Raw genomic sequence first — 25,629 nt, 5'->3', positions numbered from 1 at the left:
AAGGCCGGGCGGGGCGGGCGGGGGCGGCTTTTTGCCGTGGCCTACGCGGGAGTTTGGGGCGCTGTGTCGAAACGGCGGGCGGTGCGGGTGGCAGCGGTGTGCGCCGGTGTGGTGAGGTCGTCGCCGACGTACGCCCCGCGGGCGAGGGGGTAGGCGCTGAGCGCTTCTTCCGGGATGTCGAAGGCTTCGACGAGTGTCATGAGGTGTGGTGCGAGTTCGGCGATGGCCGTCTCGACAGCCTGCGGCAGCGCGCGGACATGGTCGGCCGTCATGCGTTCCTCGGCGAGCAGGTCCCCGGTGTGCTTGCTGAGCTGCTTGAGCAGGAACAGACGGCCCAGCCGGTCGAGCAGGAACCTGGCCAGTGGGTCGGTGGCGAGGCCGGCGGCGGTGAGCAGGGCCTGGGCGGCCTGCCGCTCGGCATGCGCGAAGACTATTTCCAGGGCGGGGGCGGAGGTCGCGTTCCACCGTGCTGTCGGATCGCCCTTCTTTCCCTGGCGCAGGGCGAGGCGGGCGCGGGTCTGCCAGATCGCCTCGACTTCGCCGAGCAGTTCCTGCAGGAACGCCGGATCGCTCAGGGTGCGTTCGCTCATGGGCAGTGCGCCGGTGGGGGGCAGGTCCACCTCATGGTTGAAGATCATCTCGGCTGCGGCCTTCAGGCAGATCACGAGGTTGTCGCCCTCGGCGGTGATGGTGCCCTCGATGTCTGCCATGAGTTCGGCCAGACGGTTGGGGGTGAACAGGCCCTGGGCCCCGCACCGTTCCCTGCATTCGATGATGATGTCGCGTGCCTGCCAGGTGCTCCAGCTCTTGGCGATCGCCACCAGACGCTCGGTTTCGCTCCGGTCGGCCTCCTGGTGCTCGGCCCAGCGGGAGACGACGGTGCGGTGCAGGAATGTCATGGCGTAGGCCGTGGCCATCGCCTGCAGCAGCCGGCCGTGGTGGCTGCGGTGGGCGACCAGCGGTGCCCACTGGCCGGTGCGAGGTCCGCTGATGTGCCGGAAGTGGGCGTGCCGCACGGCCAGTGTCAGGGCGGTGCGTGAGACACCGACGGCCGCGGCGCTCATGCACAGCTTTCCTGCCGTGACCCTGCTGATGGAGCGCAGGAACCGCTTGCGGCGGTTGCCGAGGGTGCTGCGCAGAGCGCCCTTGTCGTCCAGTCTCCCGTGCTCGGACTGGAGCATGGCGGCCTGCGGCAGCCACACCCGGTCGAAGGTGGTCAGACAGTGGTCGACCGGGCTGCCCATGCGCTGAGGCAGTTCGCGCACGGTGATCCCGGGCAGGATGCCGACCTCGTCGCTGAGCGGGGTCAGGAAGAGGAACACCCCCTGGTCCTGGCCGTCGGACACCAGCCGTGCCGCCACCAGAGCGGCCTTCGGTCCACCGGTGACGCTGGTGTTCGGCATGAACTTCGCCGCCCCCGCAGTGGGGGTGTGCAGGATGAACCCGCCGGACTCGCGGTCGAACTCGGCGGTCGTCTCCAGCGCGGCGGCGTCGTTGCCGTGCTCCAGCTCCGTGCACAGGAACGTTCCGATGCGGTTGAGCGAGGTAAAGGCGGCCAGGTCCCGCTGGTACCCGTCATGGTCGAGCAGGCTGCCGAGGAACAAGTTGTAGTGGATGCCGGTCAGTGTCGTCAGCCCGCTGTCGACCACCCCGGTCCACTCGTGCAGGCTCGCGAGCCGGTGGGGGTCGTACGCGAGCGCCAGCGGGTCGGCGGCTGTGTCGTTGACCAGCCGCAGCCGCTCGTACGACAGCACCGTGCGCTCGTCCGGCGTCAAGCCGTGGCGGGGACGGAACGGCTCACTGGCGATGAGCGTGCGCCAGCCGGTGTGGATCTCGTCCCGCTCCTGCCCGTCGAACAGCAGATAGCTGAGTTCGCCGGTGGTCCGGTCACCAGCCTGAGGCGGCGCCTGTCTGTGGCAGGTCGCGGTGCGGGCAGCCGTCGCGTCGCCGGCAGGTCTTTCCTCGACAAACGTCAGCACAGTCATGGAATTCTTCCCCCCGTAGGTGAGTTTCCCGGCAGCTCGGGAAGCTCAGGCCCACAAGATACGTACCAACCGGTTTTGTTTTCAAGGCACTTCGCGAAGTCGTGCCGCCCGATGGAGAGAACCCGACGTCAGGAGCGGATGACCTCCGATCCCGGCCGATGGCGGCGCGCGGGGGAGGTGACATGGACTCATGGCCTGGACCGTGCGCCCGGAAGTGGCCGGATCTCCGCACCCCGGAAGCCTTGAAAAACCGGGCAGCCGGTTTTATTGTTGCCGCTACGGTCGTTTCTGGCGGGCCCGGAGGGTGCACTCAACTCTGCGTAGCACGCTTCACCGGCTGGTCCGTCATGTGGTGACCTGGAGTCACAGTGGTAGCATACGAACCTTTCGGTTTGCTTTGCTGGGGAGGTTGCGTATGGCACGCCAGGAGCGGGCCATCCAGACGCGGAAGAAGATCCTTCTCGCGGCTGCAGAGGTATTCGATGAGTTCGGTTACGACGCCACGACCATCTCAGAGATCCTGAAGAGAGCCCAGGTCACCAAGGGGGCGCTCTATTTCCACTTCACGTCCAAGGAAGACCTGGCCCAGCACGTGCTGGGCAATCAGCTCACGACCATGCCTCCCGCCCCGGAGCAGGAGCTGATCATGCAGCAGGGGCTGGACGGGGCGCTCCTGCTGGCGTGCATGCTCAGCAGGCGAGAACCGCTTGTGCGAGGCAGCGTACGGCTCACCGTGGAGCAGGGAGCTCCGCGCAACGGCCTGGACCGCCGGCTTCCGATGCAGTCCTGGCTCGACTTCAACGACGACCTCCTGGCGAGGGCGAAGGCGGCCGGAGAGCTCCTGCCGCACGTCGAGGTGAGCGCGGCCTCCAAGGCCTTCGTCGCATCGTTCACCGGCGCCCAAGTGCTCTCGAAGATCATGACGGACCACGCCGACATCGTTGAGCGTGTGCTGGAGATGCAGCGCTACCTGCTGACTTCCATCATGGTTCCGGGCGTGCTCGTGCGGATCGACTTCTCCGCGGACAGGGCGCAGCGGGTGTACCAGGCCGTGATGGAACGCCGTCGCGAGCAGGAGGAGCTCGTGCCCGCGTAGGAGGCGACCGATCCATCAGCTGAGGGGGAGGGGACACACGTCCCCTTCTGTGTACACGTGCGCCCCCGGGGCGCACGTGTCATGGACAGTCGAAACGGAGCGCAACTGATGAAAAGTGTTACTGCCTGCCCGTACACCCTAGACATCACCGGGCGTGACCTTGCCGCGGAGGGCGCCCTGCTGCGCGAGCAAGGCCACGCGGTCCAGGTGGAGTTGCCGGGCGGAGTGATCGCCTGGGGGGTCGTCCGTCAGGAATACGTGGAGCGCCTGCTGATCGACCCGCGGGTTTCCAGGGACGCCAGGCTGCACTGGCCGAGTTTCATCGACGGAGAGATAACCGAAACGTGGCCGCTGTACCCCTGGGTGGCCAACGAGAACATGATGTTCTCCTACGGCAAGAGCCACTCGAGGCTGCGCAGGCTGGTCGCGGGAGCATTCACCCCCCGCCGCCTGGAAGCCCTGCGGCCGCGCATCGGCGAGATCGCCGCCGAGCAGCTCGATGCGCTCGACTCGGTGCCGCCCGGCCAGGTGGTGGACCTGCGCAAGGCCTTCGCCGACCAGCTGCCCTTCCGGGTGATCTGTGAACTGTTCGGCGTCGCCCGTGACGGCAGCATGCAGGCGCTGTCGGCCGCCCTGCACACGGTGTTCGACACCACCGTGCCGGCCGAGGAGATGGAGCGGGCGCGTATGGAGGCCTTCGGGCTTCTTGCCCACCACGTGGCCGTAAAGCGGGCCGAGCCGGGGGACGATCTGACCTCCTCGCTGATCGCGGCACGCGACAACGACGAGCAACTCACCGAGCAGGAGCTCCTGGGCACCCTGTACCTGATGATCGCGGCAGGCCAGGACACGACTTCAGCGCTGATCGTCAACGCGGCGGGTGCGCTCCTGTCGGACCCTGAGCAGTTGGAGCACCTGCGCGCCGGCCGGGCCGGCTGGGACGATGTGATCGCGGAGACCATGCGCGTCCACTCGCCCGGGGCGTTTGCGCCCATGCGTTTCGCGGTGGAGGACATCGATCTGGACGGCGTCCTCATAAAGAAGGGCGACCCCATCGTCGTGTCCTTCGCGGCGGCCGGTCTGGACCCCAAGCGGTACGGCGCGAACGCGGCAGCCTTCGACGTGCTGCGGCGTGATCAGGACACTCTGGGATTCGGCCACGGCGTACACCGCTGCCTGGGAGTCAGCCTGACCCAGATGGAGGCGACCGCCGTCTTCGAGGCGCTGTTCGAACGTTACCCCGACATGGCGCTGGCGTGCTCTCCCGAGGAACTCCGCCCGAGCCCGACCTTTGTGATCAACAGTTACGACACCCTTCCGGTCGTGCTCCGGCCCGCCTGAGTCACGCACCCTGCGCTCTCGCACCTCAAAGACCCGCGATTGCGTCTGTGACGTGCGGTTCCGGGATGTTCCAGTAGTGGGTAGCCAGAGCGCACCAGGCGCACCGGCTGCCCACTACGTCATGCCGTCCCCGTGCGGCTTCGGCCTCGACAGGCTTTACCCGGGCGCTGGAGAAGGCCGGCGTCGCGCATCCTGGGCCGTACATGGAGCGGCAGATGGACGTCGATGCTGCTTCCCTCTCCGGGCACGCTGTCGACCGTGATGCGCCCGCCGATCTCCGCGATGCGCTCTGACACACAGCGAAGTCCGTTGCCCTCATGCATGTTCAAGCCGATGCCGTTGTCCTTCACCCGGACATGGGCCCAGCGGCGTGTGACGCGGCTGGTCACCGTGATCCGGCCGGCCGCCGCGTGCTCGAAGCAGTTGCGCAGGCATTCACGTACGGCGGGCAAGAGCTGACGCCGCGAGGAATCGGGCACCAGACGCTCGGCGCCGGTGGCGCGGAAGGTGACTCGGACCGAGTCGGGCGCGCCTGCGCGGTGAAGGATTCGACCGCTTCCCGCAGCGGTGGCACCACGCTCTCCTCGCGCAGGCCGGTGACCAGGTCGCGCGCGTGACCAAGCGCTGAACGCAAGCAGGTCCCGGCAGCGGCATCAGCGCGATCGCGCGGGCAACGGCCTGCGTGGACGCGTGCCCGCCAGGACGTGGAGCAGCGCGCACTCGATCAGCAGACTGCCCGTCGCAGAGGTCAGTTCCGGGCTCAGGGCCGGCAAGCCAGGGCCGTGGGGCGCAGGTTCGGCGGCTGCTCCGCCGGCCTTCACCCCGCCGTCATCGAGGATCCGGCGAGCGCAGGCGCCCAGCGCTGTGCGTACCGCGAATGTGTCCAGTTCCAGTTCACGGTCGAACTCCAGTGCCGGGTGCAGCCGGTGCTCGAAGAGGCGAAGGATCGCACCGGCCCCATGGGGCAGCACACCGTGGGGCCACTCCTCTTCGTCCGCGTGCTGTGGCGGGGAGACCACGGCGCTCCAGCGCTGCAGAGCGGCCGTAAATCCCCGGCGCACCTCGTTCGGGTATGCCGACGGAGGTCTCCGCGGACTGAGGCTGAAGGCGGGCGGGTACGGAAAGTACCAAACCGGTGTGCCTGTTTGCCGAGCTTCAACGGCCCACGGCTCTATGGATCCGCGCCTCGCAGGCCGGCCGGCCTGGGGACAAGTCACCCTTGACTTGAACCATTTGGCCGGGTTTCGGCATCGAAGCCTCGTCGCCGGCCGCGGTGGTCCTCTCCGTCGCGATCAAGGCCGACGTGCTGGTCCGCACTCACCGGGCCGGTCCGCGAACACCGTGCGACCGGGTGTGCCGGAGCCTCGTGGGGGAGGGCTTGAACTCCCGTGGCACTGGCGGCAGGCAGCCGGCAGCTTCAGCCCCCACGGGGCGCGCGTCTGCGCGGACGCGCGTGATTGGCGCCCAAGGGCGTCAGTGAGACCGGGCCTCTGTGGTGGGCGTGAACTGCCCCGGAATACCCGGCATACCGGGCGGGCTGTCGTATGCCGGGTCCGTACCCCTCGGATTGAGCTCGCCCAGTGCCCGCTGGGCGGCCACCGCCGGCAGCAGCAGCTGCCAGAAACCGGTGAGCGAATAGTGGGACAGCCAGTTCCTGTCGCCTCTGTTCAGCACTTCGAATCCGGTGGTCGCGGCCACCACAGTGGCGACGAACCGCTCCTGTGACACCCCCCTCGCGAGCGCCTTCTCGCGCGCGGCCTGTGCCACCAGTCCCTGCACGCACCGCTGCCACTGCCGGCGGAGGCTGAGGTCGGTGTGCAGCCCTGTGTCGCAGTTGAGCTGGAATCCGGCGCGCACCACCACCTCCCGGTGCAGCAGGTGTGCCAGTGCGTGCGAGAGGTCCACCAGCGCCTGCAAGGCGTTCACGTGCGCCAGCCCGGCATCGTCCGCCGCCCGGCGCAAAGAGCGGGCGGCGGCCGTCTCGACGGCGTCGGCCACGGCGGCCTTGTTCGCGAAGTGGAAGTGCAGCGCGCCGCGGCTCACCCCGGCGCCCGAACTGATCTCGTCCAGACTGGCTTTGACATAGCCGTGCCGCTCGAACAGCTCGGCTGCCGAGTGGATCAGAGCGTTGCGGGTACGGGCGGCCCGCTCCTGTTTGCTCACTAGTTGGCTCCCGTTGCGAACGTGTTGACCAGCGGATACATCAAACCAGCATGCCGGTTTAATTTCCAGCGTTGGGTCCGGTATTCCCGAATGGCCGAGTATCGATTATTCCGCTTCGCAGAACGCGGGGCCGGCCGGGCGAGGGCCATGTTGGCATGGAGGGCCGCACGGGCGCCCAGGGGGATGCGGTCAACTGGCTCAATCCAGACCGTGGTCCGGGTGAGGTTCATGGAAAACCCCAGGTGAGGCACAGGTCTTTGACAAACCGCCAGTGCGGTTTGTAATCTCGCATCGAACGTCTAGCTTGGATGCGCAGGGTGCGCGGACATGGGGGAGACACGATGGATGGGCAGCTGACGGACCTGCTGGCACCGCGGATACCACGACACCGCGACTCGGAGTCCCTGGTGGGGCAGGTCTCTTACGTACCGGTGGCGGAACCGGCCGCCCGTCCCCGTCGGGAGGCGCTGCGGATCCTCGTGGTGGAGAACGAGACCCGGGCCGCCGACTCCCTGGTGCTCGGCCTGCGCCGGCACGGTTACCGGGCGGAAAGTGCCGCGACCGGCGCCAAGGCGCTGCAGGTGCACCGGAGCGCGGACCTGATCCTGCTCGACCTCGATCTGCCCGACCTGGACGGTCTCGAGGTCTGCCGCAGTATCCGGGCCACCTGCGAAACCCCGGTCATCGCCGTCACCGCACGGGACTCCGAACTCGACCGGGTGCTGGGCCTGCAGGCCGGCGCGGATGACTACATGGTCAAGCCCTACGGCTTTCGTGAACTGATGGCCCGGATGGAAGCGATCATGCGCAGGGTCAGGCCGCCGCAGCCCCTGGAGCAGATCATCCTGCGCGGTCCGCTGAGGATCGACGCCGGCACACGTGAGATCCGCCTCGACGGCCGGTCCGTCGAGGTGACGCGCAAGGAGTTCGACCTGCTGCACCTGCTCGCCTCCCAGCCCGAAACGGTCGTCTCCCGCAAGCAGTTGATGACCCAGGTCTGGGACGACTCCTGGTCGCGGCCGGGACGCACCATCGATACGCATGTCAGCAGCCTGCGCAGCAAGCTGGGGGCCAGCAGCTGGGTCATCACCGTACGAGGGGTCGGCTTCCGGCTCGGCCATCCCTGAGCGTTCGCCGCCGGCGGCCAGGGCGCCGGTCGTGCCGCTCGCCGTCGAACCTCGACTGCTCCCAGGCGACCGGCTCGCCTCGCCGTCGTCGCTCCCGTCGGCCCGGCCGGCCCGCCGGTCAGGCGCGGCACGGGAGTTGACCAAGGTCTGTACTCAAGGGCGTTGATCCCTGAAGCGCGCTGCGGTGAGGGTGAGCGAAGGTATCCGGACTGTCCGGAACTGTCCGCAGGAGGGAGCCAATCGTGCGCAAGGTGCTCATCGCCAACCGAGGCGAAATCGCTGTCCGTGTTGCCCGGGCCTGCCGGGATGCCGGGATCGCGAGCGTAGCCGTCTACGCCGACCCGGACCGGGGCGCTTCGCATGTGCGTGCCGCGGACGAGGCATTCGCCCTGGGCGGTGACACACCGGCGACGTCCTATCTGGACATCTCCAAAGTGCTGGCCGCGGCGAAGGATTCGGGTGCGGATGCCATCCACCCGGGGTACGGCTTCCTGTCGGAGAACGCCGAGTTCGCCCAGGCGGTGCTGGACGCGGGGCTGACCTGGATCGGTCCGCCGCCGCAGGCCATCCGTGATCTGGGGGACAAGGTCGCCGCCCGCCATATCGCACAGCGCGCCGGTGCCCCGCTGGTCGCCGGCACCCCGGATCCGGTGACCGGTTCGCACGAGGTGGTGGCGTTTGCCGAAAAACACGGCCTGCCCATCGCGATCAAGGCCGCCTTCGGCGGTGGCGGGCGTGGCCTGAAGGTGGCCCGCACCCTGCAAGAGGTGCCGCAGCTGTACGACTCGGCCGTCCGTGAGGCCGTCGCGGCGTTCGGCCGGGGCGAGTGCTTCGTGGAGCGCTACCTGGACAAGCCCCGCCACGTCGAGACCCAGTGCCTGGCCGACAGCCACGGCAATGTGGTGGTGGTCTCCACCCGGGACTGCTCGCTGCAGCGCCGCCACCAGAAGCTGGTCGAGGAAGCCCCGGCGCCGTTCCTGACCGAGGAGCAGAACCACCAGCTGTACGCCGCCTCCAAGGCCATCTTGAAGGAAGCCGGCTATGTCGGCGCCGGCACGGTGGAGTTCCTGGTCGCCACCGACGGCACCATCTCCTTTCTGGAGGTCAACACCCGACTGCAGGTGGAGCACCCGGTCACCGAAGAGGTCACCGGCATCGACCTGGTCCGCGAGATGTTCCGCATCGCCGACGGCGAGGAACTCGGCTACGGCGATCCGCAAGTGCGCGGCCACAGCTTCGAGTTCCGTATCAACGGCGAGGACCCGGGCCGCGGCTTTCTGCCCGCGCCCGGCACCGTCACGCTCTTCACCCCGCCGTCGGGTCCCGGTGTCCGGCTGGACGCGGGCGTCGAGACGGGCAGCGTCATCGGCCCGGCCTGGGACTCCCTGCTCGCCAAGCTGATCGTCACCGGCGCCAGCCGTGAGCAGGCCCTGCAGCGCGCGGCGCGTGCGCTGGGCGAGTTCACGGTGCAGGGCATGGCCACCGCCATCCCCTTCCACCGGGCCGTCGTCACCGACCCGGCGTTCACCGCCGACCCGTTCCGTGTCCACACCCGTTGGATCGAGACGGAATTCGTCAACGAGATCAAGCCCTTCTCGACCGTGCCGGACACGGACGCCAAGGACGAGACGGGCCGCGAGACGATCGTCGTCGAGGTCGGCGGCAAGCGCCTGGAGGTCTGCCTGCCCTCCTCGCTGGGCATGACACCGGCCCGCACCGCCATGGCCGCCGGCGCCAAGCCCAAGCGCCGGGCCGCCAAGAACTCCGGCCCCGCCGCCTCCGGCGACACCCTCGCCTCCCCGATGCAGGGCACCATCGTCAAGGTCGTCGTCCTCGAAGCAATGAAGATGGAACAACCCCTCAACGCGCACAAGGCCGGCACCATCAAGGACCTGAGCGCGGCCGTGGGCGCCTCGCTCACTTGTGGCGCCGCGATCTGCGAGATCAAGGACTGAACCAACACCCGCCGCTACAACGGCCCGCAGGCCGTCGCCAACGCAGGCTGCGCGTCGGGACGTTCGCGGGCACGGCCGCCGCTCACCTCCAGGGCCCTCCCGCCGTCACCCTGCCGGCTGTGCCGCCGCTCGACACGCCCATGGACTTCCGGCCGGGCACCCGAGGCGGCCACACCCTGCACGACGGTATGGCGGTATGGCGGTATGGCGGTACGACGATCGCGACCGTGGCCCCCGGCGGGCGGTGCACCGAGCCCGGCCGCCGCCGTGCCGGCAGACGCGGCACGGGCCGCATCGCTGACGATGCGAGCAGCGAACACCGCGCCCCGCCACCCGGCGTCGAGACCCCGCTCGTCGAGCTGTGGGCCGACCCGTCGGGCTTCGGTGAAGTGGGTGTCGACGACGACTCCTTCGAGCCCGGCGGGCACTTCCCGACGGCCACCGGGATCACCGCCCGGCCGGCCACCGCCTACGAGGTGTCCGTGCCGGCCCGTGGCCTTCTACCACAACCCCACGATCGCCGAACCGGCCCAAGTGGCCGAGGACAAGCCGGCAGCCGGCGCAGCCGCCGGCTGCCCGGCCCCCTCCGCACCCCATCTGCACGAGCCGCGCCCGCGCGCCCGTCCACCGCCAGGAGCTGCCCGACGGCCGGTCCTTGCGGCCGGTCATCACCAAGTACCACGACGTCAACGACGTCCTGCGCGACCACACCGCTTCACCCCGAACCGCAGCACCTGCTGTCCGTGCTCGGCGGCACCGACTTCGCGGCCGGCACGATGACGGCCGCCGGCGACCCGCCGGTGCACACCGCCATCCGCGAGCCGCTCACCAAGCCGCGCATCCCTGCCATCTTCAGACCGCGGGCAGCCCGGTGTGGGCGACGGCTGCATCCCACTCCGCCACCGACTCCACCCGGTCGTGACGCAGCGCGTCGACGCCTGCCGCCTGCGGAGCCTCGCGCTGCAGCCACTTCCCGGCGCGGCCGCGAGGCCGTACACGACGATCAGCGGTCGCACGAAGCACCGCTCGTTTCGCTGGTGACCAGGGGCAGGGGCGGCGTCAGGCCGGGCGGCGCAGGGCGCTGAGCGTCTGCAGGACGTCGGCGTGGTGGTAGTAGGTGCGGCCCCGCGTGCTGCGGCGGCGCCAGTTCTGCTGACTGGCGTGGCGGTAGACCGTGCCCGACGGAATGCTCCACAGCCGGGCGACATCGGCCGCGGCGAACCAGGTCACCGGCTGCGCCTCGGGCTCGGCCGTTTCGTGCCCGTCGGCCGGTGTCCCGCCCGCGTCCTCGCCGCCCGCGGCCAAGGCCCTGCGAGCGCTGAGCCGGCGGCTCAACTGCAGCCACTGGTGGCCGAACCAGTGGTGCTCCGGGCAGGCGTCACAGGTGATCTCGGCCGGCACCGCCGGACGGTCCGGGCGGACCACGGCGGTCAGGGCGCCGGAGCAGTCGTCCTCCACGCACTCGCCGATGGCCACCCGGCGCTGCAGGCCCGGGTCGATCACCCGCCATGCGCCGCGCGCCAGCCGGGCGACCTCCAGGGACAGATCGCCCGCCGCCTCATGGCAGGTGAGCCAGTCGGCATGCCGCAGCAGGAACTCGGTGAGCAGCGCCACCGTGCGCCGCGGACCACGCACGCGGCGCTGTTCGGCGACCACGGTGGACCAGGAGGCGAGCACCGAGACCATCGCTGAACGCACCTCCAGCGCGGCGGTGTTCAGGGGCATGCCCGGCAGCGCACCACCGGAGGTCTTCTCCCGCGCACGGTCCGAGCTGCCGTCCAGGCGCCGCGCGCACTCCTCGTACAGGGCCGGCAGCCTCCCGAGCTCCTGAACCAGGCGCTCCCGGCAGACCGGGCACAGCCGCGTTCCGGTGACGGCCAGACGCCCGGCCTGCCCGGCGGACTGACGGCGCCGGCATCCCGCGCCCGCGCACGCCATGGTCCCTCTAGCCGTACGGACCGTTTTGTGGATCACCGTAGCCCCCGCTCATCATTGTCTGCAGCACTGGCAACGTAATTCCTGTATTCAGTACGGGACAAGCACCGGAGCGTATTCTGTGGAATCTCTGACATGCATTTCAATGTTCTCTCGCATGCCGCGAAAGAGCTGACGCGCCCCGCCTTTGACGGGCGGAGTTTGCATGCCTCTGTAACTCCTCTGACCAGCAGGTTCCCGTCATGTAGCTGCGTGACGGAACATCACGGAGACCTGAACAGCAGGCCCTTGTCATTCCTTTCCGGAGCGAAGAAGCTCATTACTAGCTTCCGCTGTTCTGTCTTGAGCCGCGAGTGCTCACGTATTCGTACGACCGGGAAGTGCGAATACGCCAACCCTTGAAGGAATCCCCGAGATGGCCAAGGAGAGGTACATGGACGCAGCAGTGATTGTCGTGGGCGCGGGCCCCGCCGGAATGATGCTGGCGGGCGAACTGCGGCTCGCGGGAGTCGATGTCGTCGTCCTGGAGCGCCTCGAGAAGCGCACCGGGGAGTCCCGCGGGCTCGGCTTCACCGCCCGCACCATGGAGGTCTTCGACCAGCGGGGCATCCTGCCGCGATTCGGCGAGGTCGAGACCAGCAACCAGGGGCACTTCGGCGGTCTGCCGATTGACTTCGGCGTTCTCGAAGGCGCCCTGCAGGCGGCCAAGACCGTCCCGCAGTCCGTCACCGAGACGCACCTCGAGCAGTGGGCCGCCAGCCTCGGCGCCGATATCCGGCGCGGCCACGAGGTGCTCTCGCTGAGAGACGACGGCGACGGTGTCACGGTCGAGGTCCGCGGCCCCCAGGGCGAACACACGCTGCGCGCCGCCTACCTGGTGGGCTGCGACGGCGGACGCAGCATGGTGCGCAAGGCCGCCGGCTTCGACTTCCCCGGCACCCCCGCCACGATGGAGATGTACCTCGCCGACATCAAGGGCATCGAGCTCGCGCCGCGCATGATCGGCGAGACGCTGCCCGGCGGCATGGTCATGGTCGGCCCGCTGCCCGGCGGCATCACCCGCATCATCGTCTGCGAGCGCGGCACCCCGCCGCAGCGGCGCGAGAGCCCGCCGCCCTTCGACGAGGTCGCCGACGCCTGGAAGCGGCTGACCGGAGAGGACATTTCGCACGCCGAGCCCGTCTGGGTCAGTGCCTTCGGCGACGCGACCCGCCAGGTCACCGAATACCGTCGCGGCCGCGTCATCCTGGCCGGCGACTCCGCGCACATCCACCTGCCCGCCGGCGGGCAGGGCATGAACACCAGCATCCAGGACGCGGTCAACCTCGGCTGGAAACTCGGCGCCGTGGTCAACGCCACCGCCTCGCCGGACCTCCTGGACACCTACCACAGCGAGCGGCACGCGGTCGGCAAACGGCTCCTGATGAACACCCAGGCCCAGGGCCTGCTGTTCCTCAGCGGACCCGAAGTGCAGCCGCTGCGCGACGTACTGCGCGAGCTCATCACGTACGAAGACGTCGCCAGACACCTCGCCGCCATGGTCAGCGGCCTGGAGATCACCTACGACGTCGGCACCGGCAGCCACCCGCTGCTCGGCAAGCGCATGCCCCATCTGGAGCTGACCGGCCCCGGGCGCACGACCTCCAGCACCGAACTGCTGCACCCCGCTCGCGGTGTGCTGCTCGACCTCGCCGACAATCCCCGCCTTCGCGCACGTGCCGCGGCCTGGTCCGACCGTATCGACATCGTCACCGCCACCCCGCGCGCAGGCTGTGCGCCCGGCGAACTCCAAGGCACCACGGCCCTGCTGATCCGCCCCGACGGCTACGTCGCCTGGGCCGCCCCCGGCAGCCACCACGACCTGCCGATGGCCATCGAGCGCTGGTTCGGCAAACCGCCGGCCGCCTGAGCACCGCCGCGCATCCGATCAGACCAGCACCTCAAAGGGAGGAACACCCAATGGCTACGCCGCAGGCAACCATCGCACGGGTCCAGGCCGGTCCGGCGCAGGAGCGCCGGGCCGTCGTACGGGCGGCGCGCACCGTCTTCGCCCGTGAAGGCTGGACGCACACCACCATCGAGGCCATCGCCGCCGAGGCCGGCGTCGAACAGGCCATGGTCGAGCACTACTTCAAGGACAAGGAGCAGCTGCTGCTCTCCGTCCTGCTGGACAGCGCCGCCTCCGTCGCCGCCGCACTGACGGTCGTCGCCGAGAACCACCTGAGCCAGGTCACCGACCTGGAGCAGGACCTCACCGCCCTGGGCCGCGCCTGGCTGACGCCGCTGACCGCCTTCCCCGAGCACTTCGCCATCGTGCGGCACCTCGGCGGCGAGGTCACCCGGCTGCCGGCCGGAGTGCTGGAGATGTGGCAGACCGCGGGACCCCGCCAGGCCCAGCGTGAACTGGCCCGCCGGCTGGGGCGTATCGCCGATGAAGGACTCCTCGACATCGCCGACACCGACCACGCCGCCGGACGCTTCATCCAGCTGGTCGCAGGCCAGATCGTGCAGCGGTCGTTCCACGGCGCGCTCCCGCTCGCCAACTTCGAGACCGACGCGCTGATCGCCGACGGGGTGGCGGACTTCGTCCGCCTGTTCGCCCCCGCATCCGTCCGCTGAACCACGAACAGCCGCCCACCCACGGAAGAGAGAAGACATGCACAGCACCCTGATCGTGGCCCGGATGGACGTGCAGTCCAGTGTCGAGGTCGCCAAGCTCTTCGGCGAGTTCGACCAGAGCGAGATGCCGCACCGCATGGGTACCCGGCGCCGCCAGCTGTTCTCGTACCAGGGCCTGTACTTCCACCTGCAGGACTTCGACGGCGACAACGGCGGCGAGCTGATCGAGGACGCCAAGACCGACCCGCGGTTCGTCCGGATCAGCCAGGACCTCAAGCCGTACATCGAGGCCTACGACCCGGCGACCTGGCGGTCCCCGGCCGATGCCATGGCCACCCGCTTCTACAACTGGACGGCCGCTCAGTGATGCCGTTCGACGCCAACACGACAGGAGGCCACCACTGATGGGCCGCCGGGTAGTCATCACAGGGCTGGGAGTGCTCGCGCCGGGCGGTATCGGCGCCAAGAACTTCTGGAGTCTGCTGAGCGAGGGACGCACAGCGACCCGCGGGATCACTTTCTTCGACCCCTCCTCCTTCCGCTCCAGGGTCGCGGCCGAGGCCGACTTCGACCCCGCCGCACACGGGCTGACTCCGCAGGACATCCGCCGCATGGACCGCGCCGCCCAGTTCGGCGTGGTCACCGCACGGGAGGCGCTCGCCGACTCCGGGATCGACCTCGCCGGGTTCGACCCGCACCGCACCGGTGTCACCATCGGCAGCGCGGTCGGCGCGACCACCGGGCTCGACGACGAGTACCGCGTGGTCAGCAACGACGGCCGGCTCGACCTGGTCGACCACACCTATGCGCCGCAGCACCTGTACAACCACTTCGTGCCGAGCTCGTTCGCCGCCGAAGTGGCCTGGGCCGTGGGCGCCGAGGGCCCGGCCACCGTGGTCTCCACCGGCTGTACCTCCGGTCTCGACTCGGTCGGCCACGCCGTCGAGCTGATCCGTGAGGGCACCGCCGACGTCATGATCACCGGCGCGACGGACGCCCCGATCTCACCGATCACGATGGCGTGCTTCGACGCGATCAAGGCCACCACGCCCCGCAACGACGACCCCGAGCACGCCTCGCGGCCCTTCGACAGCACCCGCAACGGCTTCGTCCTCGGCGAGGGCAGCGCCGTCTTCGTCCTCGAAGAACTCGAAAGCGCCAAGAAGCGCGGAGCGCACATCTACGCCGAGATCGCCGGCTATGCCTCGCGCTGCAACGCCTTCCACATGACGGGCCTGCGTCCCGACGGCCGGGAGATGTCGGAGGCCATCGACGTGGCCCTCGCCGAGGCGCGCATGAACCCGGACCAGATCGACTACATCAACGCCCACGGCTCCGGCACCAAGCAGAACGACCGGCACGAGACCGCCGCGTTCAAGCTGAGCCTCGGCGAGCACGCGTACCGCACACCGGTGAGCTCCATCAAGTCGATGGTGGGTCACTCACTCGGCGCGATCGGCTCGATCGAGATCGCCGCGTCCGTACTGGCGATGGAGAACCACGTGGTGCCGCCCACCGCGAACCTGCACACCCCCGACCCGGAGTGCGACCTCGACTACGTCCCGCTCACCGCGCGCGATCACCGCACCGACGCGGTCCTGACGGTCGGCAGCGGCTTCGGCGGTTTCCAGAGCGCGATGGTGCTGGCCCGTCCCGACAGGAGCCCGGCGTGAACACCAAGACAATCATCACCGGTATCGGCGTCGCCACCCCCAACGGGCTCGGCGTGGACGACTTCTGGGCCGCGACCCGGGTCGGCAAGAACGCCATCGACAAGATCACCCGCTTCGACGCCTCGTCCTACCCCTCGCAACTGGCCGGTGAGATACGGGGCTTCGAGGCGGCGGACCACCTGCCCAGCAGGCTGATCCCGCAGACCGACCGGATGACCCGGCTCGCCCTGGTCGCCGCGGACTGCGCCTTCGAGGACGCGGGCGTCAAACCGGGCGACATTCCCGAGTTCGACATGGGCGTCGTCACCGCATCGACGTCAGGCGGCTTCGAATTCGGCCAGAACGAACTGCAGAAGCTGTGGAGCCAGGGCAGCCGGTACGTCAGCGCCTACCAGTCCTTCGCCTGGTTCTACGCCGTCAACAGCGGCCAGATCTCCATCCGCAACGGCATGCGCGGTCCCAGCGGAGTCGTCGTCAGTGACCACGCGGGCGGTCTCGACGCCATCGCCCAGGCGCGCCGCCAGATCCGCAAGGGCAGCAAACTGATCTTCTCCGGCGGCTTCGACGCGTCGATCTGCCCGTGGGGCTGGGTCGCGCAGATCGCCGGCGGCCGGCTGTCCACCAGCGACCAGCCGGAGCGCGCCTATCTGCCCTTCGACGCGGCGGCCGACGGCTATGTGCCGGGCGAGGGCGGCGCGTTGCTCATCCTCGAGAACCAGCAGACGGCCCTGGAGCGCGACGCCGAAAACGTCTACGGCGAGGTCGCCGGCTACGGGGCGACCTTCGACCCGAAGCCCGGCAGCGGCCGTGAGCCGGGGCTGCGCCGCGCCATCGAGGTGGCCCTCGCCGACGCCGGCGTCGAGGCGGGCCAGGTCGACGTGGTCTTCGCCGACGCGGCCGGCACCCCGCGGCTCGACCGCGAGGAAGCCGACGCCATCACCGCGGTGTTCGGCCCCGCCAAGGTCCCCGTCACCGCGCCCAAGACGATGATCGGCCGCCTCTACTCCGGCGCGGCTCCGGTCGATGTCGTCTCCGCGGTCCTGGCGATCCGCGAAGGCCTGATTCCGCCGACCACCAACGTGGTGCTCTCGCCCGACTACGACATCGACCTGGTGACCGGCCAGCCGCGCACCGCCTCGGTGCGTACCACGCTGGTCCTCGCCCGGGGCTACGGCGGCTTCAACTCCGCCGTGGTCATCCGCGCCGTCGACTAGCCCCCCAGCCAGTACCCGCCGCCCTCCCCCCACGGAGGCGGCGGGTGCTTCACCGCCCCCGCTCTCCTTCCCCCACGGAGGCGGTGGGTGCTCTACCCGACCCCGAGCCCGTGCACCAGGTGCGGCAACGTATGAAGGGACCCCCATGTCGAAGCAGGAATTCACCATCGAGGACCTCAAGCGCATTCTGCTGGAGGGCGCCGGCGCCGAGGAGGGCGTCGACCTCGACGGCGACATCCTCGACGCCGACTTCGAGGAGCTGGGCTACGAGTCCCTCGCGCTCCTGGAGACCGGCGGCCTCATCGAGCGGGAGTACGGCATCTCCCTCGACGACGAGATATTCACCGACAACCGCACCCCCAGAACCCTCGTAGTGGCGATCAACGCCTACCTCGGGGAGCTCGCGTCCGCCGCGTAGCGCCCGGCCGGGCCCCTGTGCCCCCCTTTTTTTGTGGCACCGCCGCGCCGCAGCCCGGCGCGGCGGGTGCCCAAGCCATCGAGCCCCCCTTTCCTTTGGAGAAAAAAGCCATGTCGCAGCAGGACAAGCGGGTCGCCCTCGTCACCGGCGCCACCAGTGGAATCGGGCTCGCCGTCGCCCGCCTCCTGGCCACCCACCACCACCGGGTGTTCATCGGCGCGCGCAACGCCGACAACGTCGCCGAGACCGTCAAGCAGCTGCAGAGCGAGGGCCTGGACGTCGACGGCACCACCCTGGACGTCCGCTCCACCGCTGACGCCCGTTCCTTCGTAACTGCCGCCGTCGACCGTTTCGCCACCGTGGACGTGCTGGTCAACAACGCCGGCCGCAGCGGTGGCGGCGTCACCGCGGACATCGACGACGAACTGTGGAACGACGTCATCGACACCAACCTCAACAGCGTTTTCCGCCTGACCCGCGAGGTGCTCACCACCGGCGGCATGCGCGACAAGGACCGCGGCCGCATCATCAACATCGCCTCCACCGCGGGAAAGCAGGGCGTCGTGCTCGGCGCCCCCTACTCGGCCTCCAAGCACGGCGTCGTCGGCTTCACCAAGGCCCTCGGCAACGAACTGGCCCCGACCGGCATCACCGTGAACGCGGTCTGCCCCGGCTACGTCGAGACGCCCATGGCACAGCGCGTCCGTCAGGGCTACGCGGCCGCGTACGACGCCACCGAGGAGGCCATCCTGGAGAAGTTCCAGTCGAAGATCCCGCTGGGCCGCTACTCGACGCCCGAGGAAGTCGCGGGCCTGGTGGGCTATCTGGCCTCCGACACCGCCGCCTCCATCACCTCGCAGGCGCTCAACGTCTGTGGCGGCCTCGGCAACTTCTGAGCCGACCGCCCGATCGGGCCGACCGCCCGACGCGTATCCGAATCCCGAACCGAGGAGCATGAGTATGTCGCAGCCCGCCCTGCGCGAGGTGGAGCACGAGATCACGGTCTCGGCCCCGGCCGCCGCCGTCTACCGGCTGATCGCCGAGGTGCACAACTGGCCCCGGATCTTCCCGCCGACCATCCACGTCGACCACGTGGAGCAGGGCGAGGGCGAGGAGCGCATCCGCATCTGGGCCACCGCCAACGGCGAGGCCAAGAACTGGACGTCGCGCCGAACCCTGGACCCGGAGCGCTTGCGGATCACCTTCCGCCAGGAGATCTCCGCGCCCCCGATCGCCTCGATGGGCGGCACCTGGATCATCGAGGCCCTCTCCGCGAGCGAGTCCCGCATCCGGCTCCTGCACGACTACCGGGCCATCGACGACGACCCCCAGAGCCTCGCGTGGATCGACGAGGCCGTCGACCGCAACTCACGCTCGGAGCTCGCCGCGCTGAAGAACAACGTCGAGGCGGCCCACGCGGCCGAGGACCTGACGTTCTCCTTCGAGGACACCGTCCAGATCAACGGCTCCGCCAAGGACGTCTTCGACTTCATCAACGAGGCGGACCAGTGGCCCCAGCGGCTGCCGCACGTCGCCACCGTCCGCTTCACGGAGCCGTCCCCGGGCCTGCAGGAACTCGAGATGGACACCCGCGCCAAGGACGGCTCGGTGCACACCACCAAGTCGTACCGGGTGACCTTCCCGCACGACAAGATCGCCTACAAGCAGGTGACACTGCCGGCGCTGATGACCCTGCACACCGGCTACTGGACGTTCGCCCCCAACGACCAGGGCGTAGCCGCCTCGTCCCAGCACACCGTGACCATCAACACCGAGAACATCACCAGGATCCTCGGTGCGGACGCGAGCGTCGACGACGCCAGGAACTACGTCCAGAGCGCGCTGAGCACCAACAGCCGCGCCACCCTGGGCCACGCCAAGGACTACGCCGAGCGCAAGGCGGCATGACCATGGCCGGGGACTGCACCGAAACCCAGGTGATCGTTCGGGGCGGGCCCGGTCGGGCTCTTCCTCGCGGGCGAGCTGCGGCTCGCCGGCGCGGACGTGGTGGTCCTCGAGCAGCTCACCGCGCCGACCACCGAGTCGCGCGCCTCCACCCTGCACGCCCGCACCATGGAGATCCTCGACAGCCGCGGCCTGCTCGCACCGCTCGGTGAGATACCCAACGACCCGAAGGGCCACTTCGGGGGGATCCCGCTCGACCTCACCCTCCCCACCCCCTACCCGGGCCAGTGGAAGGTTCCGCAGACCCGCATCGAGGAACTGCTCGGACAGTGGGCGAAAGACCTCGGCGCGGACATCAGGCGCGGTCACGAAGTGACCGCCCTGACCGTGAGCGAGGACCACGCCGAAGCCCAAGTGCGCACGGCCGGGGGAACAACGGCGTTCTTCCGGGCCACGTACATCGTCGGCTGCGACGGCGAGAACAGCGCCGTGCGCCGCCTGGGAGGCTTCGACTTCCCCGGCGCCGACGCACAACGCGAACTGCTGCGCGCCGACGTGGCGGGCATCGACATCCAAAATCGCCGCTTCGAGCGGCTCGACCAAGGGCTGGCCATCGCCGCCCGGCGTCCCGACGGAGTGACCCGGGTGATGGTGCACGAGTTCGGTGCCGGGCCACGCGGTACGCAGCCACAGTTCGCGGACATCGCCGACACCTACAAGCGCGTCACCGGCGAGGACATCAGCGGCGGCACACCGCTGTGGGTGAACTCCTTCGGTGACGCCTCCCGCCAGGCGGCCACCTACCGCGACCACCGGCTCTTTCTGGCAGGCGACGCGGCACACCAGCAGATGCCGATCGGCGGCCAGGCCCTCAACCTCGGCCTGCAGGACGCCGCCAACCTCGGCTGGAAGCTCGCCGCGCAGGTGACCGGGCAAGGCCCGGACGGCCTGCTCGACACCTATCACAGCGAACGGCACGCTGTCGGCCAGGAGGTCCTGAGCAACATCAGGACCCAGGCGCTGCTGCTCCTCGGATCACAAAAGGTCGACGCGGTGCGCCAGGTCTTCGCCGAACTGGCCGAACAGAGCGAGAACGTACGGGCCCACCTGGCCGCGAAGATCTCCGGCCTGGACATCCGCTACGACATGGCAGCGGGCGACCACCCCCTGCTCGGCCTGCGCATGCCGCACTGGCGGCTCACCACCGAGGACGGACCGCTCACCAGCACCGAGATCCTGCGCTCCGGGCGCGGCGCCCTGCTCCTGCTTGCCGGCGACCACACCAGGCAGCAAGAGATGCGCACCGCCGCCGCCCGCTGGGCCGGCCCGGTGCACACGGTGACCGCCACCTCGCAACCCGGCGCCGTGGCGGGCGCCGACGCCCTCCTGGTGCGCCCCGACGGCTACATCGCCTGGGCCGGCACCGGGGGAGCGGACCTCGAACAGGCACTGAACCGCTGGTTCGGCGCACCGGCACCCGCACGCCCGGCCACGTCCCGGCAGGCCCCCGGGGATCCGGTATCCGCCGGGTCCCACAAGACCCCGGCGACTTCGGCAGCGACCAAGTCGCCGGACACAGCAACGGCGAAGAAGTGGAGAACAGATATGGGCAGGCTCACGGGCAAGACCGCGCTCGTCACGGGCTCGAGCCGGGGCATGGGCCGCGCGGCCGCCGTACGCCTCGCAGAGGAGGGCGCGCTGGTCGCCGTCCACTACACCTCGCGCAAGGACGCGGCCGACGACGTCGTCGCCTCCATCGAGAAGGACGGCGGCCGGGCCTTCACCGTCCGCGCCGAACTCGGCGTCCCCGGCGACGTACACGAACTGTTCCTCGGGCTGGAGAGCGGCCTGCGGGAGCGCACCGGCGGCACCGACCTGAACATCCTGGTCAACAACGCCGGAGTGATGGGCGGAGTCAAACCCGAGGACACCACGCCGGAGAAGTTCGACGAGCTGTTCGCCGTCAACGCCAAGGCGCCGTTCTTCCTCATCCAGCGGGCCCTGAAGAACATGCCCGACGGCGGCCGCATCATCAACATCACCTCCGGCCTGACCCGCTTCGCGAACCCCGACGAGATCGCCTACGCGATGACCAAGGGCGCCGTCGACCAGCTCGCCCTGCACTTCGCGAAGTACCTCGGCCCCCGCAACATCACCATCAACTCCGTCGCACCGGGCATCACCCGCAACGACAACCCCGTCTTCACCATCCCCGAAGTCGTGGAACAGATGGCACAGATGTCCGCCTTCAACCGCGTCGGCGAGCCGGAGGACATCGCCGACGTGGTGGCCTTCCTCGCCACCGACGAAGCCCGCTGGATCACCGGCTCCTTCGTCGACGCCACGGGCGGCACGCTGCTCGGCTGACCCGCCCGGCCCCACAGACCGCCGGCGCGCAAATCCCCCGCCGCGCCGGCCGGGCCGGCCGCGGATCCCTTCCGCGGCCGGCCCACCCCTTTTGACCAAAGCCACTCACCCAACCCCTACGGCGGAACGGGACCATGACACGTTCGAGGACACCCCGGGCCACCGCGCCGGCCGACGCCGACGGACGGTGGAGCCCCGCCCTGTGGGGCCTGCTGTTCGTACTCGCCGGAAACATGCTCATCGACGCCCTCGAGGTGTCCGTGGCCCTGGTGGCACTGCCCGCCATCGGCGACGACCTGGGCCTGCCCACAGCCCAACTGCAATGGGTCGTCTCCGGATTCGCCGTCGGCTTCGGCGCCCTGCTCCTCTTCGGCGGCCGCGTCGTGGCACTGCTGGGCCGCCGACCGGTCTATCTGACCGCCCTGCTCGTGTTCGCCGCCGCGTCCCTCGTCAGCGCACTCGCGGACAGCGCGACGCTGCTTGTGGCCACCCGTTTCGTGAAAGGCTTCTGCGCCGCACTGACCGCGCCCACCGGGCTCGCCATCATCGCGTCCACCTTCCCCGAAGGCCCGGCGCGCAGCCGGGCCCTCTCCGTCTACTCGCTCTTCGGCGCCAGCGGCTTCTCGCTGGGACTGCTCCTGTCCGGGGCACTCACCGAGGTGAGCTGGCGCTGGACCTTCGCCTTCCCGACGCCGGTCGCACTGCTCCTCTTCGCCGCCGGACTGCGGCTGATCCCCCGCGACAGGCCCGACCCCAAGACCCCGCGGCACTACGACGCCGCAGGCGCCCTCAGCCTCACCGGGGCGATGCTGCTCCTGGTGTACGCGATCGCCTCCGGGCCGGCCGCCGGCTGGAACCACCCGCACACCATCGGCGCCTTCACGCTCGCGCTGCTGCTGGCGGTGGTCTTCGTACGCGTCGAACTCACCGCCGCACACCCCCTGCTGAACCTGGCACTGCTCACCCACGAGCCGCTGGTACGCTCCGCCCTCGGCGCCGGCGCCCTCAACGGCTCCTATCTGGGACTGCTTGTGGTGAGCACCCTGGACCTGCAGCAGCAGGCGGGCTTCAGCCCCCTGCAGACCGGCCTCGCTTTCCTGCCGGCCGCCGTACCACTGGCCCTGACCGCACTGCACTCCGGGCGGATCGTCACCCGGTTCGGGCCGGCCCGCCTGATCGCCGCAGGAGCCGCCGCCGCACCCCTCGGCTACGCGCTCTACCCGCGCCACGACGACCCCGTCCACTACGCCACCGACGTCCTGCCCACCCTGCTGCTCGTCGGCGCCGCGTTCGTCCTCGCCTTCACCGCCTTCCATGTGCAGGCCACCGGATCGGTTCCCGCCGCGCAGCAGGCGATGGCCGGCGGCCTCTACCAGAGCGCCGTCCAACTGGCGGCGGCACTCATGACCGTGCTCTGCGCCGCGCTGTACCCGGCGGGCCGCGGGCCGGTACTCGCCCTGATCACGGCCGTCGGACTCGCCGGCCTGGCCATAGCACTGCGCGGCCTGCGGTCGCGGCGGGTGGCGGACACAGCCGCTCACCCCGCTCGCTCGGCCAGAGCCACGCCTCACTCACGTCACCGACCTCAGGACAGACCATGACAGCGACGCCACAAGCCGCCCGGACGTGCCCGTCCGCCGCCGAAGTGAGCGTGCCCGATCGCGCCGCGCTGGCCGCGGCCGATCACAGCGAGCGCAGCAGCATGCTCGACACCTACGTACGCCAGGAGCTCGGCCGGGTCCTGGGTATCGCACCGCAGAGCGTGGACACCACGGGCCGGCCGATGAACAGCCTGGGCATCGGCTCGATTGCCGGCCTAGAGCTCCAGTACCGGATGGAGGCCGCCCTTCAGGTCGAACTGAACCTGCAGATGCTGCTGCTGGCCAACAGCGCCGCCGAACTCGTCGACTGCCTGGCAGGCCAGCTCGCACAGGCCCGCACCTCCCGCCGCAGCGGCTCCGGGGTCATGGCATGACGGGGGCGCACAGACTGGTGCCCGGCCCGCCTTCACACCAACCCGCTCCGCAAAGCGAGAAGTTCACCGTCTCCATGGACCGGGTCGACCTGTGGCTGATGCACCGCCTCGACGCGACAGACGCAGCGGCGCTCGACACATCGCAGCTCGACGAGGCGGAGCGGCGCCGGGCCGCATCGTTCATCCGCCCGGCGGACGGGCTGCTGTACGCCACCGCCCATGTCGCCCTGCGCAGGCTGCTCAGCCGCTACACCGACACCATGCCCCAGGACATCCGGTTCGTCCGCGAGCCCTGCCCGGGTTGCGGCGGGCCACACGGCCGGCCGGCGGTGGCACCCACGCCGGCCCGGCCGCCCCTGCACTTCTCCCTCTCGCACAGCGGCGGCATCGCCCTGGTGGGCGTGGCGGCAACCCCGGTCGGGGTAGATGTGGAGAGACTGCCGCGCCAGGAGAGCGTCGAGATCTGCGGCAAGGCCCTGCACCCGGGCGAACAACGCGAGCTGGCGGACACCCCGGCGCAGGAACTGAAGTCTCGCTTCGGCCAGATCTGGACCCGCAAGGAGGCCTTCCTCAAAGGGATTGGCACCGGGCTGAGCCGTCCCCCCGCGCAGGACTACCTCGGCGCCGACGACCGGCTCCACCCACCCGGCTGGACCGTACTCGACATCCCCTGCACCGCCACACACTCCGCCGCGGCCGCGGTCCGGGGGCCGGCTCCCCGCTCGGTCAACATCCGCTGGCTGAACGGGGACTGGCTGTGCACCCGCCCCACCGGCGGCCCAGCGGACGTACCCGGGCCGGCCCTGCCGGCACTCGCCTGCTGAGGCGTACCGGCCGCTCCGCGACCCCTGCTGACCGATGACAAGGACGTGACAGGATGAACCGCACCGCATTCGTCTTCCCCGGGCAGGGCTCACAGCGAGTGGGCATGGGCAGGCACCTGCTCGCCCAGCGGCCCGATCTGGTGGAGAGCTACTACCGCACCGCCGACGACGTCCTCGGCATACCCCTGTCGAGACTGTGCTGGCATGGTCCCGGCCGGGACCTGGACGACCCCGCCATCTCGCAGCCGGCCGTCCTGCTCACCAGTCTGCTCACCCTGGACGTGCTGCGCGGGCAGGGTATCGAGCCCGACGCGGTCGCGGGACACAGCCTCGGTGAGTACGCGGCGCTGGTCGCCGCAGGCGTACTGGAATGGACGGACGCGCTGCGCCTGGTACGGCTGCGTGGTGAGCTGGTCGCCACGGTCAACGACCAGGTGCCGGGCGCCACCGCCGCGGTGCTCGGCCTCGAGGGCCCGGCAGTGGCGCGCCTGTGCGCCGAAGCCGCCGCGGCCACCGGTCGCACCGTCGAGATCACCGCTGACAACGGCCCCGGCCAGACGGTGGTTTCGGGCGAAGCCCAGGCCGTGACCCGGCTGACGCGAGCGGCACGCGCGGCCGGCGCCACCCGGGTGGCGCAGCTGAACGCCGGCGCCCCCTTCCACTCCAGTCTGCTGCGCGGCATCGAGGCGGAGTTCACCGAGGCGCTGATCACCACCGAATTCCGGGACCCGGTCATCCCGCTGGTCTCCAGCGTCACCGGAGCCCCGGTACCCACCGCCGCCGACGCGATCGCCGCCCTTCGCAGCCAGCTCACCAGCCCGGTGCGCTGGACCGAAGCCATCGAGGTGCTCGCCGCGAGGGGCGTGGACCGGTTCATCGAGACCGGGCCCGGTCTGGTACTCGGCGGCCTGGTCCGGCGCATCGCACCGCACGCACGCGTCCACGCGACCAGCAGTGCCCGCCAACTCACCCTGACCACCGGTGCCTTCGCCGCCGCAGACAGCGCCGTCTGACCATCGACCCACGGAGAGT

The 25,629-nt window shown here is 69.9% G+C and carries 24 protein-coding genes; 17 read left to right on the top strand and 7 right to left on the bottom strand.

Annotation, left to right across the window (positions count from 1 at the left end; all coding sequences use genetic code 11):
* Positions 1–41: 41 nt before the first annotated feature.
* Entirely contained in the window at positions 42–1,985 is a 1,944-nt protein-coding gene (locus tag J7E96_RS08620) for an acyl-CoA dehydrogenase (RefSeq protein ID WP_215129117.1), read from the bottom strand.
* 415 nt (positions 1,986–2,400) lie between these two features.
* On the opposite strand from J7E96_RS08620, the gene J7E96_RS08615 reads away from it, so the two are divergent.
* Both J7E96_RS08615 and J7E96_RS08610 read left to right on the top strand, forming a co-directional pair.
* Positions 2,401–3,081, top strand: coding sequence for a ScbR family autoregulator-binding transcription factor (locus J7E96_RS08615; RefSeq protein ID WP_215129115.1), 681 nt, complete (start codon positions 2,401–2,403; stop codon positions 3,079–3,081).
* A 108-nt stretch (positions 3,082–3,189) separates the two neighbouring features.
* A complete protein-coding gene (locus J7E96_RS08610; protein WP_215129113.1) occupies positions 3,190–4,422 on the top strand; it encodes a cytochrome P450 in 1,233 nt (410 codons plus the stop codon).
* Positions 4,423–4,541: 119 nt separating this feature from the next.
* Here the strand turns inward: J7E96_RS08610 and J7E96_RS08605 are convergent, their stop codons facing one another.
* The 3 genes from J7E96_RS08605 to J7E96_RS08595 all read right to left on the bottom strand — a co-directional run bounded on the left by J7E96_RS08605 (position 4,542) and on the right by J7E96_RS08595 (position 6,585).
* Positions 4,542–4,874, bottom strand: a complete 333-nt coding sequence (locus J7E96_RS08605; RefSeq protein ID WP_215129111.1) for a sensor histidine kinase — start codon at positions 4,872–4,874, stop codon at positions 4,542–4,544.
* Positions 4,875–5,075: 201 nt separating this feature from the next.
* Positions 5,076–5,483 (bottom strand): hypothetical protein, encoded by a 408-nt coding sequence (locus J7E96_RS08600; protein WP_215129109.1) that lies wholly within the window; start codon positions 5,481–5,483, stop codon positions 5,076–5,078.
* A 412-nt stretch (positions 5,484–5,895) separates the two neighbouring features.
* The gene (locus J7E96_RS08595) at positions 5,896–6,585 is read right to left on the bottom strand and encodes a ScbR family autoregulator-binding transcription factor (protein ID WP_215129107.1); all 690 of its coding nucleotides are present in this window, start codon (positions 6,583–6,585) and stop codon (positions 5,896–5,898) included.
* Between the two features lie 341 nt (positions 6,586–6,926).
* Between J7E96_RS08595 and J7E96_RS08590 the strand changes: the two genes are divergently transcribed.
* Both J7E96_RS08590 and J7E96_RS08585 read left to right on the top strand, forming a co-directional pair.
* On the top strand, positions 6,927–7,712 hold the full coding sequence (locus J7E96_RS08590) for a response regulator transcription factor (protein WP_215129105.1): 786 nt from the start codon (positions 6,927–6,929) through the stop codon (positions 7,710–7,712).
* Between the two features lie 242 nt (positions 7,713–7,954).
* Positions 7,955–9,667, top strand: a complete 1,713-nt coding sequence (locus J7E96_RS08585) for a biotin carboxylase N-terminal domain-containing protein (RefSeq protein ID WP_215129104.1) — start codon at positions 7,955–7,957, stop codon at positions 9,665–9,667.
* A 14-nt stretch (positions 9,668–9,681) separates the two neighbouring features.
* Here J7E96_RS08585 and J7E96_RS08580 read toward each other — a convergent pair whose 3' ends face one another.
* The 3 genes from J7E96_RS08580 to J7E96_RS08570 form a co-directional block, all read right to left on the bottom strand.
* Positions 9,682–10,095, bottom strand: a complete 414-nt coding sequence (locus J7E96_RS08580) for a hypothetical protein (protein WP_215129102.1) — start codon at positions 10,093–10,095, stop codon at positions 9,682–9,684.
* A gap of 424 nt (positions 10,096–10,519) precedes the next feature.
* A complete protein-coding gene (locus J7E96_RS08575; protein ID WP_215129100.1) occupies positions 10,520–10,690 on the bottom strand; it encodes a hypothetical protein in 171 nt (56 codons plus the stop codon).
* A 36-nt stretch (positions 10,691–10,726) separates the two neighbouring features.
* Positions 10,727–11,605 (bottom strand): hypothetical protein, encoded by an 879-nt coding sequence (locus J7E96_RS08570; RefSeq protein ID WP_215129277.1) that lies wholly within the window; start codon positions 11,603–11,605, stop codon positions 10,727–10,729.
* A gap of 430 nt (positions 11,606–12,035) precedes the next feature.
* Here J7E96_RS08570 and J7E96_RS08565 point away from each other — a divergent pair, with 430 nt between their 5' ends.
* The 13 genes from J7E96_RS08565 to fabD all read left to right on the top strand — a co-directional run bounded on the left by J7E96_RS08565 (position 12,036) and on the right by fabD (position 25,610).
* On the top strand, positions 12,036–13,511 hold the full coding sequence (locus tag J7E96_RS08565) for an FAD-dependent monooxygenase (protein WP_215129098.1): 1,476 nt from the start codon (positions 12,036–12,038) through the stop codon (positions 13,509–13,511).
* A gap of 50 nt (positions 13,512–13,561) precedes the next feature.
* Positions 13,562–14,221, top strand: coding sequence for a TetR/AcrR family transcriptional regulator (locus J7E96_RS08560; protein WP_215129096.1), 660 nt, complete (start codon positions 13,562–13,564; stop codon positions 14,219–14,221).
* A gap of 37 nt (positions 14,222–14,258) precedes the next feature.
* Positions 14,259–14,588 carry a TcmI family type II polyketide cyclase gene (locus tag J7E96_RS08555; RefSeq protein WP_215129094.1) on the top strand — a complete coding sequence of 110 codons (330 nt, stop codon included), beginning with the start codon at positions 14,259–14,261 and terminating at the stop codon, positions 14,586–14,588.
* Between the two features lie 37 nt (positions 14,589–14,625).
* Positions 14,626–15,894 (top strand): beta-ketoacyl-[acyl-carrier-protein] synthase family protein, encoded by a 1,269-nt coding sequence (locus J7E96_RS08550; RefSeq protein ID WP_215129092.1) that lies wholly within the window; start codon positions 14,626–14,628, stop codon positions 15,892–15,894.
* Positions 15,891–17,108: a ketosynthase chain-length factor gene (locus J7E96_RS08545; protein WP_215129090.1), complete on the top strand. Its 1,218-nt coding sequence runs from the start codon at positions 15,891–15,893 to the stop codon at positions 17,106–17,108. The genes J7E96_RS08550 and J7E96_RS08545 overlap by 4 nt, the downstream gene beginning before the upstream one ends.
* 145 nt (positions 17,109–17,253) lie before the next feature.
* The gene (locus J7E96_RS08540) at positions 17,254–17,526 is read left to right on the top strand and encodes an acyl carrier protein (protein ID WP_215129088.1); all 273 of its coding nucleotides are present in this window, start codon (positions 17,254–17,256) and stop codon (positions 17,524–17,526) included.
* Between the two features lie 110 nt (positions 17,527–17,636).
* Complete coding sequence (gene fabG, locus J7E96_RS08535) at positions 17,637–18,422, top strand: 3-oxoacyl-ACP reductase FabG (RefSeq protein ID WP_215129086.1); 786 nt, start codon at positions 17,637–17,639, stop codon at positions 18,420–18,422.
* 64 nt (positions 18,423–18,486) lie between these two features.
* A complete protein-coding gene (locus J7E96_RS08530) occupies positions 18,487–19,434 on the top strand; it encodes an aromatase/cyclase (protein WP_215129084.1) in 948 nt (315 codons plus the stop codon).
* Between the two features lie 96 nt (positions 19,435–19,530).
* Positions 19,531–21,798, top strand: coding sequence for an SDR family oxidoreductase (locus J7E96_RS08525; protein ID WP_308295876.1), 2,268 nt, complete (start codon positions 19,531–19,533; stop codon positions 21,796–21,798).
* Between the two features lie 134 nt (positions 21,799–21,932).
* Positions 21,933–23,399: an MFS transporter gene (locus J7E96_RS08520; protein WP_215129082.1), complete on the top strand. Its 1,467-nt coding sequence runs from the start codon at positions 21,933–21,935 to the stop codon at positions 23,397–23,399.
* A complete protein-coding gene (locus J7E96_RS08515; RefSeq protein ID WP_215129080.1) occupies positions 23,396–23,773 on the top strand; it encodes an acyl carrier protein in 378 nt (125 codons plus the stop codon). Before J7E96_RS08520 ends, J7E96_RS08515 begins: the two co-directional genes overlap by 4 nt.
* Positions 23,774–23,847: 74 nt before the next feature.
* The gene (locus J7E96_RS08510; protein WP_251069555.1) at positions 23,848–24,597 is read left to right on the top strand and encodes a 4'-phosphopantetheinyl transferase superfamily protein; all 750 of its coding nucleotides are present in this window, start codon (positions 23,848–23,850) and stop codon (positions 24,595–24,597) included.
* Positions 24,598–24,650: 53 nt separating this feature from the next.
* Positions 24,651–25,610: an ACP S-malonyltransferase gene (fabD, locus tag J7E96_RS08505; protein ID WP_215129076.1), complete on the top strand. Its 960-nt coding sequence runs from the start codon at positions 24,651–24,653 to the stop codon at positions 25,608–25,610.
* Positions 25,611–25,629: the final 19 nt, after the last annotated feature.

It is taken from the genome of Streptomyces sp. ISL-96 (genome assembly GCF_018614035.1).
Lineage (GTDB): Bacteria > Actinomycetota > Actinomycetes > Streptomycetales > Streptomycetaceae > Streptomyces.
This window is presented reverse-complemented; position numbering and strand designations above follow the sequence as displayed.

What these genes read in the sequence shown, in the direction of transcription:
- J7E96_RS08515 (WP_215129080.1), top strand. Translation starts at nt 23,396, where the DNA reads ATGACAGCGACGCCACAAGCCGCCCGGACGTGCCCGTCCGCCGCCGAA.
- fabG (WP_215129086.1), top strand. Translation starts at nt 17,637, where the DNA reads ATGTCGCAGCAGGACAAGCGGGTCGCCCTCGTCACCGGCGCCACCAGT.
- J7E96_RS08530 (WP_215129084.1), top strand. Translation starts at nt 18,487, where the DNA reads ATGTCGCAGCCCGCCCTGCGCGAGGTGGAGCACGAGATCACGGTCTCG.
- J7E96_RS08565 (WP_215129098.1), top strand. Translation starts at nt 12,036, where the DNA reads ATGGACGCAGCAGTGATTGTCGTGGGCGCGGGCCCCGCCGGAATGATG.
- fabD (WP_215129076.1), top strand. Translation starts at nt 24,651, where the DNA reads ATGAACCGCACCGCATTCGTCTTCCCCGGGCAGGGCTCACAGCGAGTG.
- J7E96_RS08570 (WP_215129277.1), bottom strand. Translation starts at nt 11,605, where the DNA reads ATGGCGTGCGCGGGCGCGGGATGCCGGCGCCGTCAGTCCGCCGGGCAG.
- J7E96_RS08620 (WP_215129117.1), bottom strand. Translation starts at nt 1,985, where the DNA reads ATGACTGTGCTGACGTTTGTCGAGGAAAGACCTGCCGGCGACGCGACG.
- J7E96_RS08555 (WP_215129094.1), top strand. Translation starts at nt 14,259, where the DNA reads ATGCACAGCACCCTGATCGTGGCCCGGATGGACGTGCAGTCCAGTGTC.
- J7E96_RS08560 (WP_215129096.1), top strand. Translation starts at nt 13,562, where the DNA reads ATGGCTACGCCGCAGGCAACCATCGCACGGGTCCAGGCCGGTCCGGCG.
- J7E96_RS08590 (WP_215129105.1), top strand. Translation starts at nt 6,927, where the DNA reads ATGGATGGGCAGCTGACGGACCTGCTGGCACCGCGGATACCACGACAC.
- J7E96_RS08510 (WP_251069555.1), top strand. Translation starts at nt 23,848, where the DNA reads ATGGACCGGGTCGACCTGTGGCTGATGCACCGCCTCGACGCGACAGAC.
- J7E96_RS08610 (WP_215129113.1), top strand. Translation starts at nt 3,190, where the DNA reads ATGAAAAGTGTTACTGCCTGCCCGTACACCCTAGACATCACCGGGCGT.
- J7E96_RS08520 (WP_215129082.1), top strand. Translation starts at nt 21,933, where the DNA reads ATGACACGTTCGAGGACACCCCGGGCCACCGCGCCGGCCGACGCCGAC.
- J7E96_RS08615 (WP_215129115.1), top strand. Translation starts at nt 2,401, where the DNA reads ATGGCACGCCAGGAGCGGGCCATCCAGACGCGGAAGAAGATCCTTCTC.
- J7E96_RS08550 (WP_215129092.1), top strand. Translation starts at nt 14,626, where the DNA reads ATGGGCCGCCGGGTAGTCATCACAGGGCTGGGAGTGCTCGCGCCGGGC.
- J7E96_RS08540 (WP_215129088.1), top strand. Translation starts at nt 17,254, where the DNA reads ATGTCGAAGCAGGAATTCACCATCGAGGACCTCAAGCGCATTCTGCTG.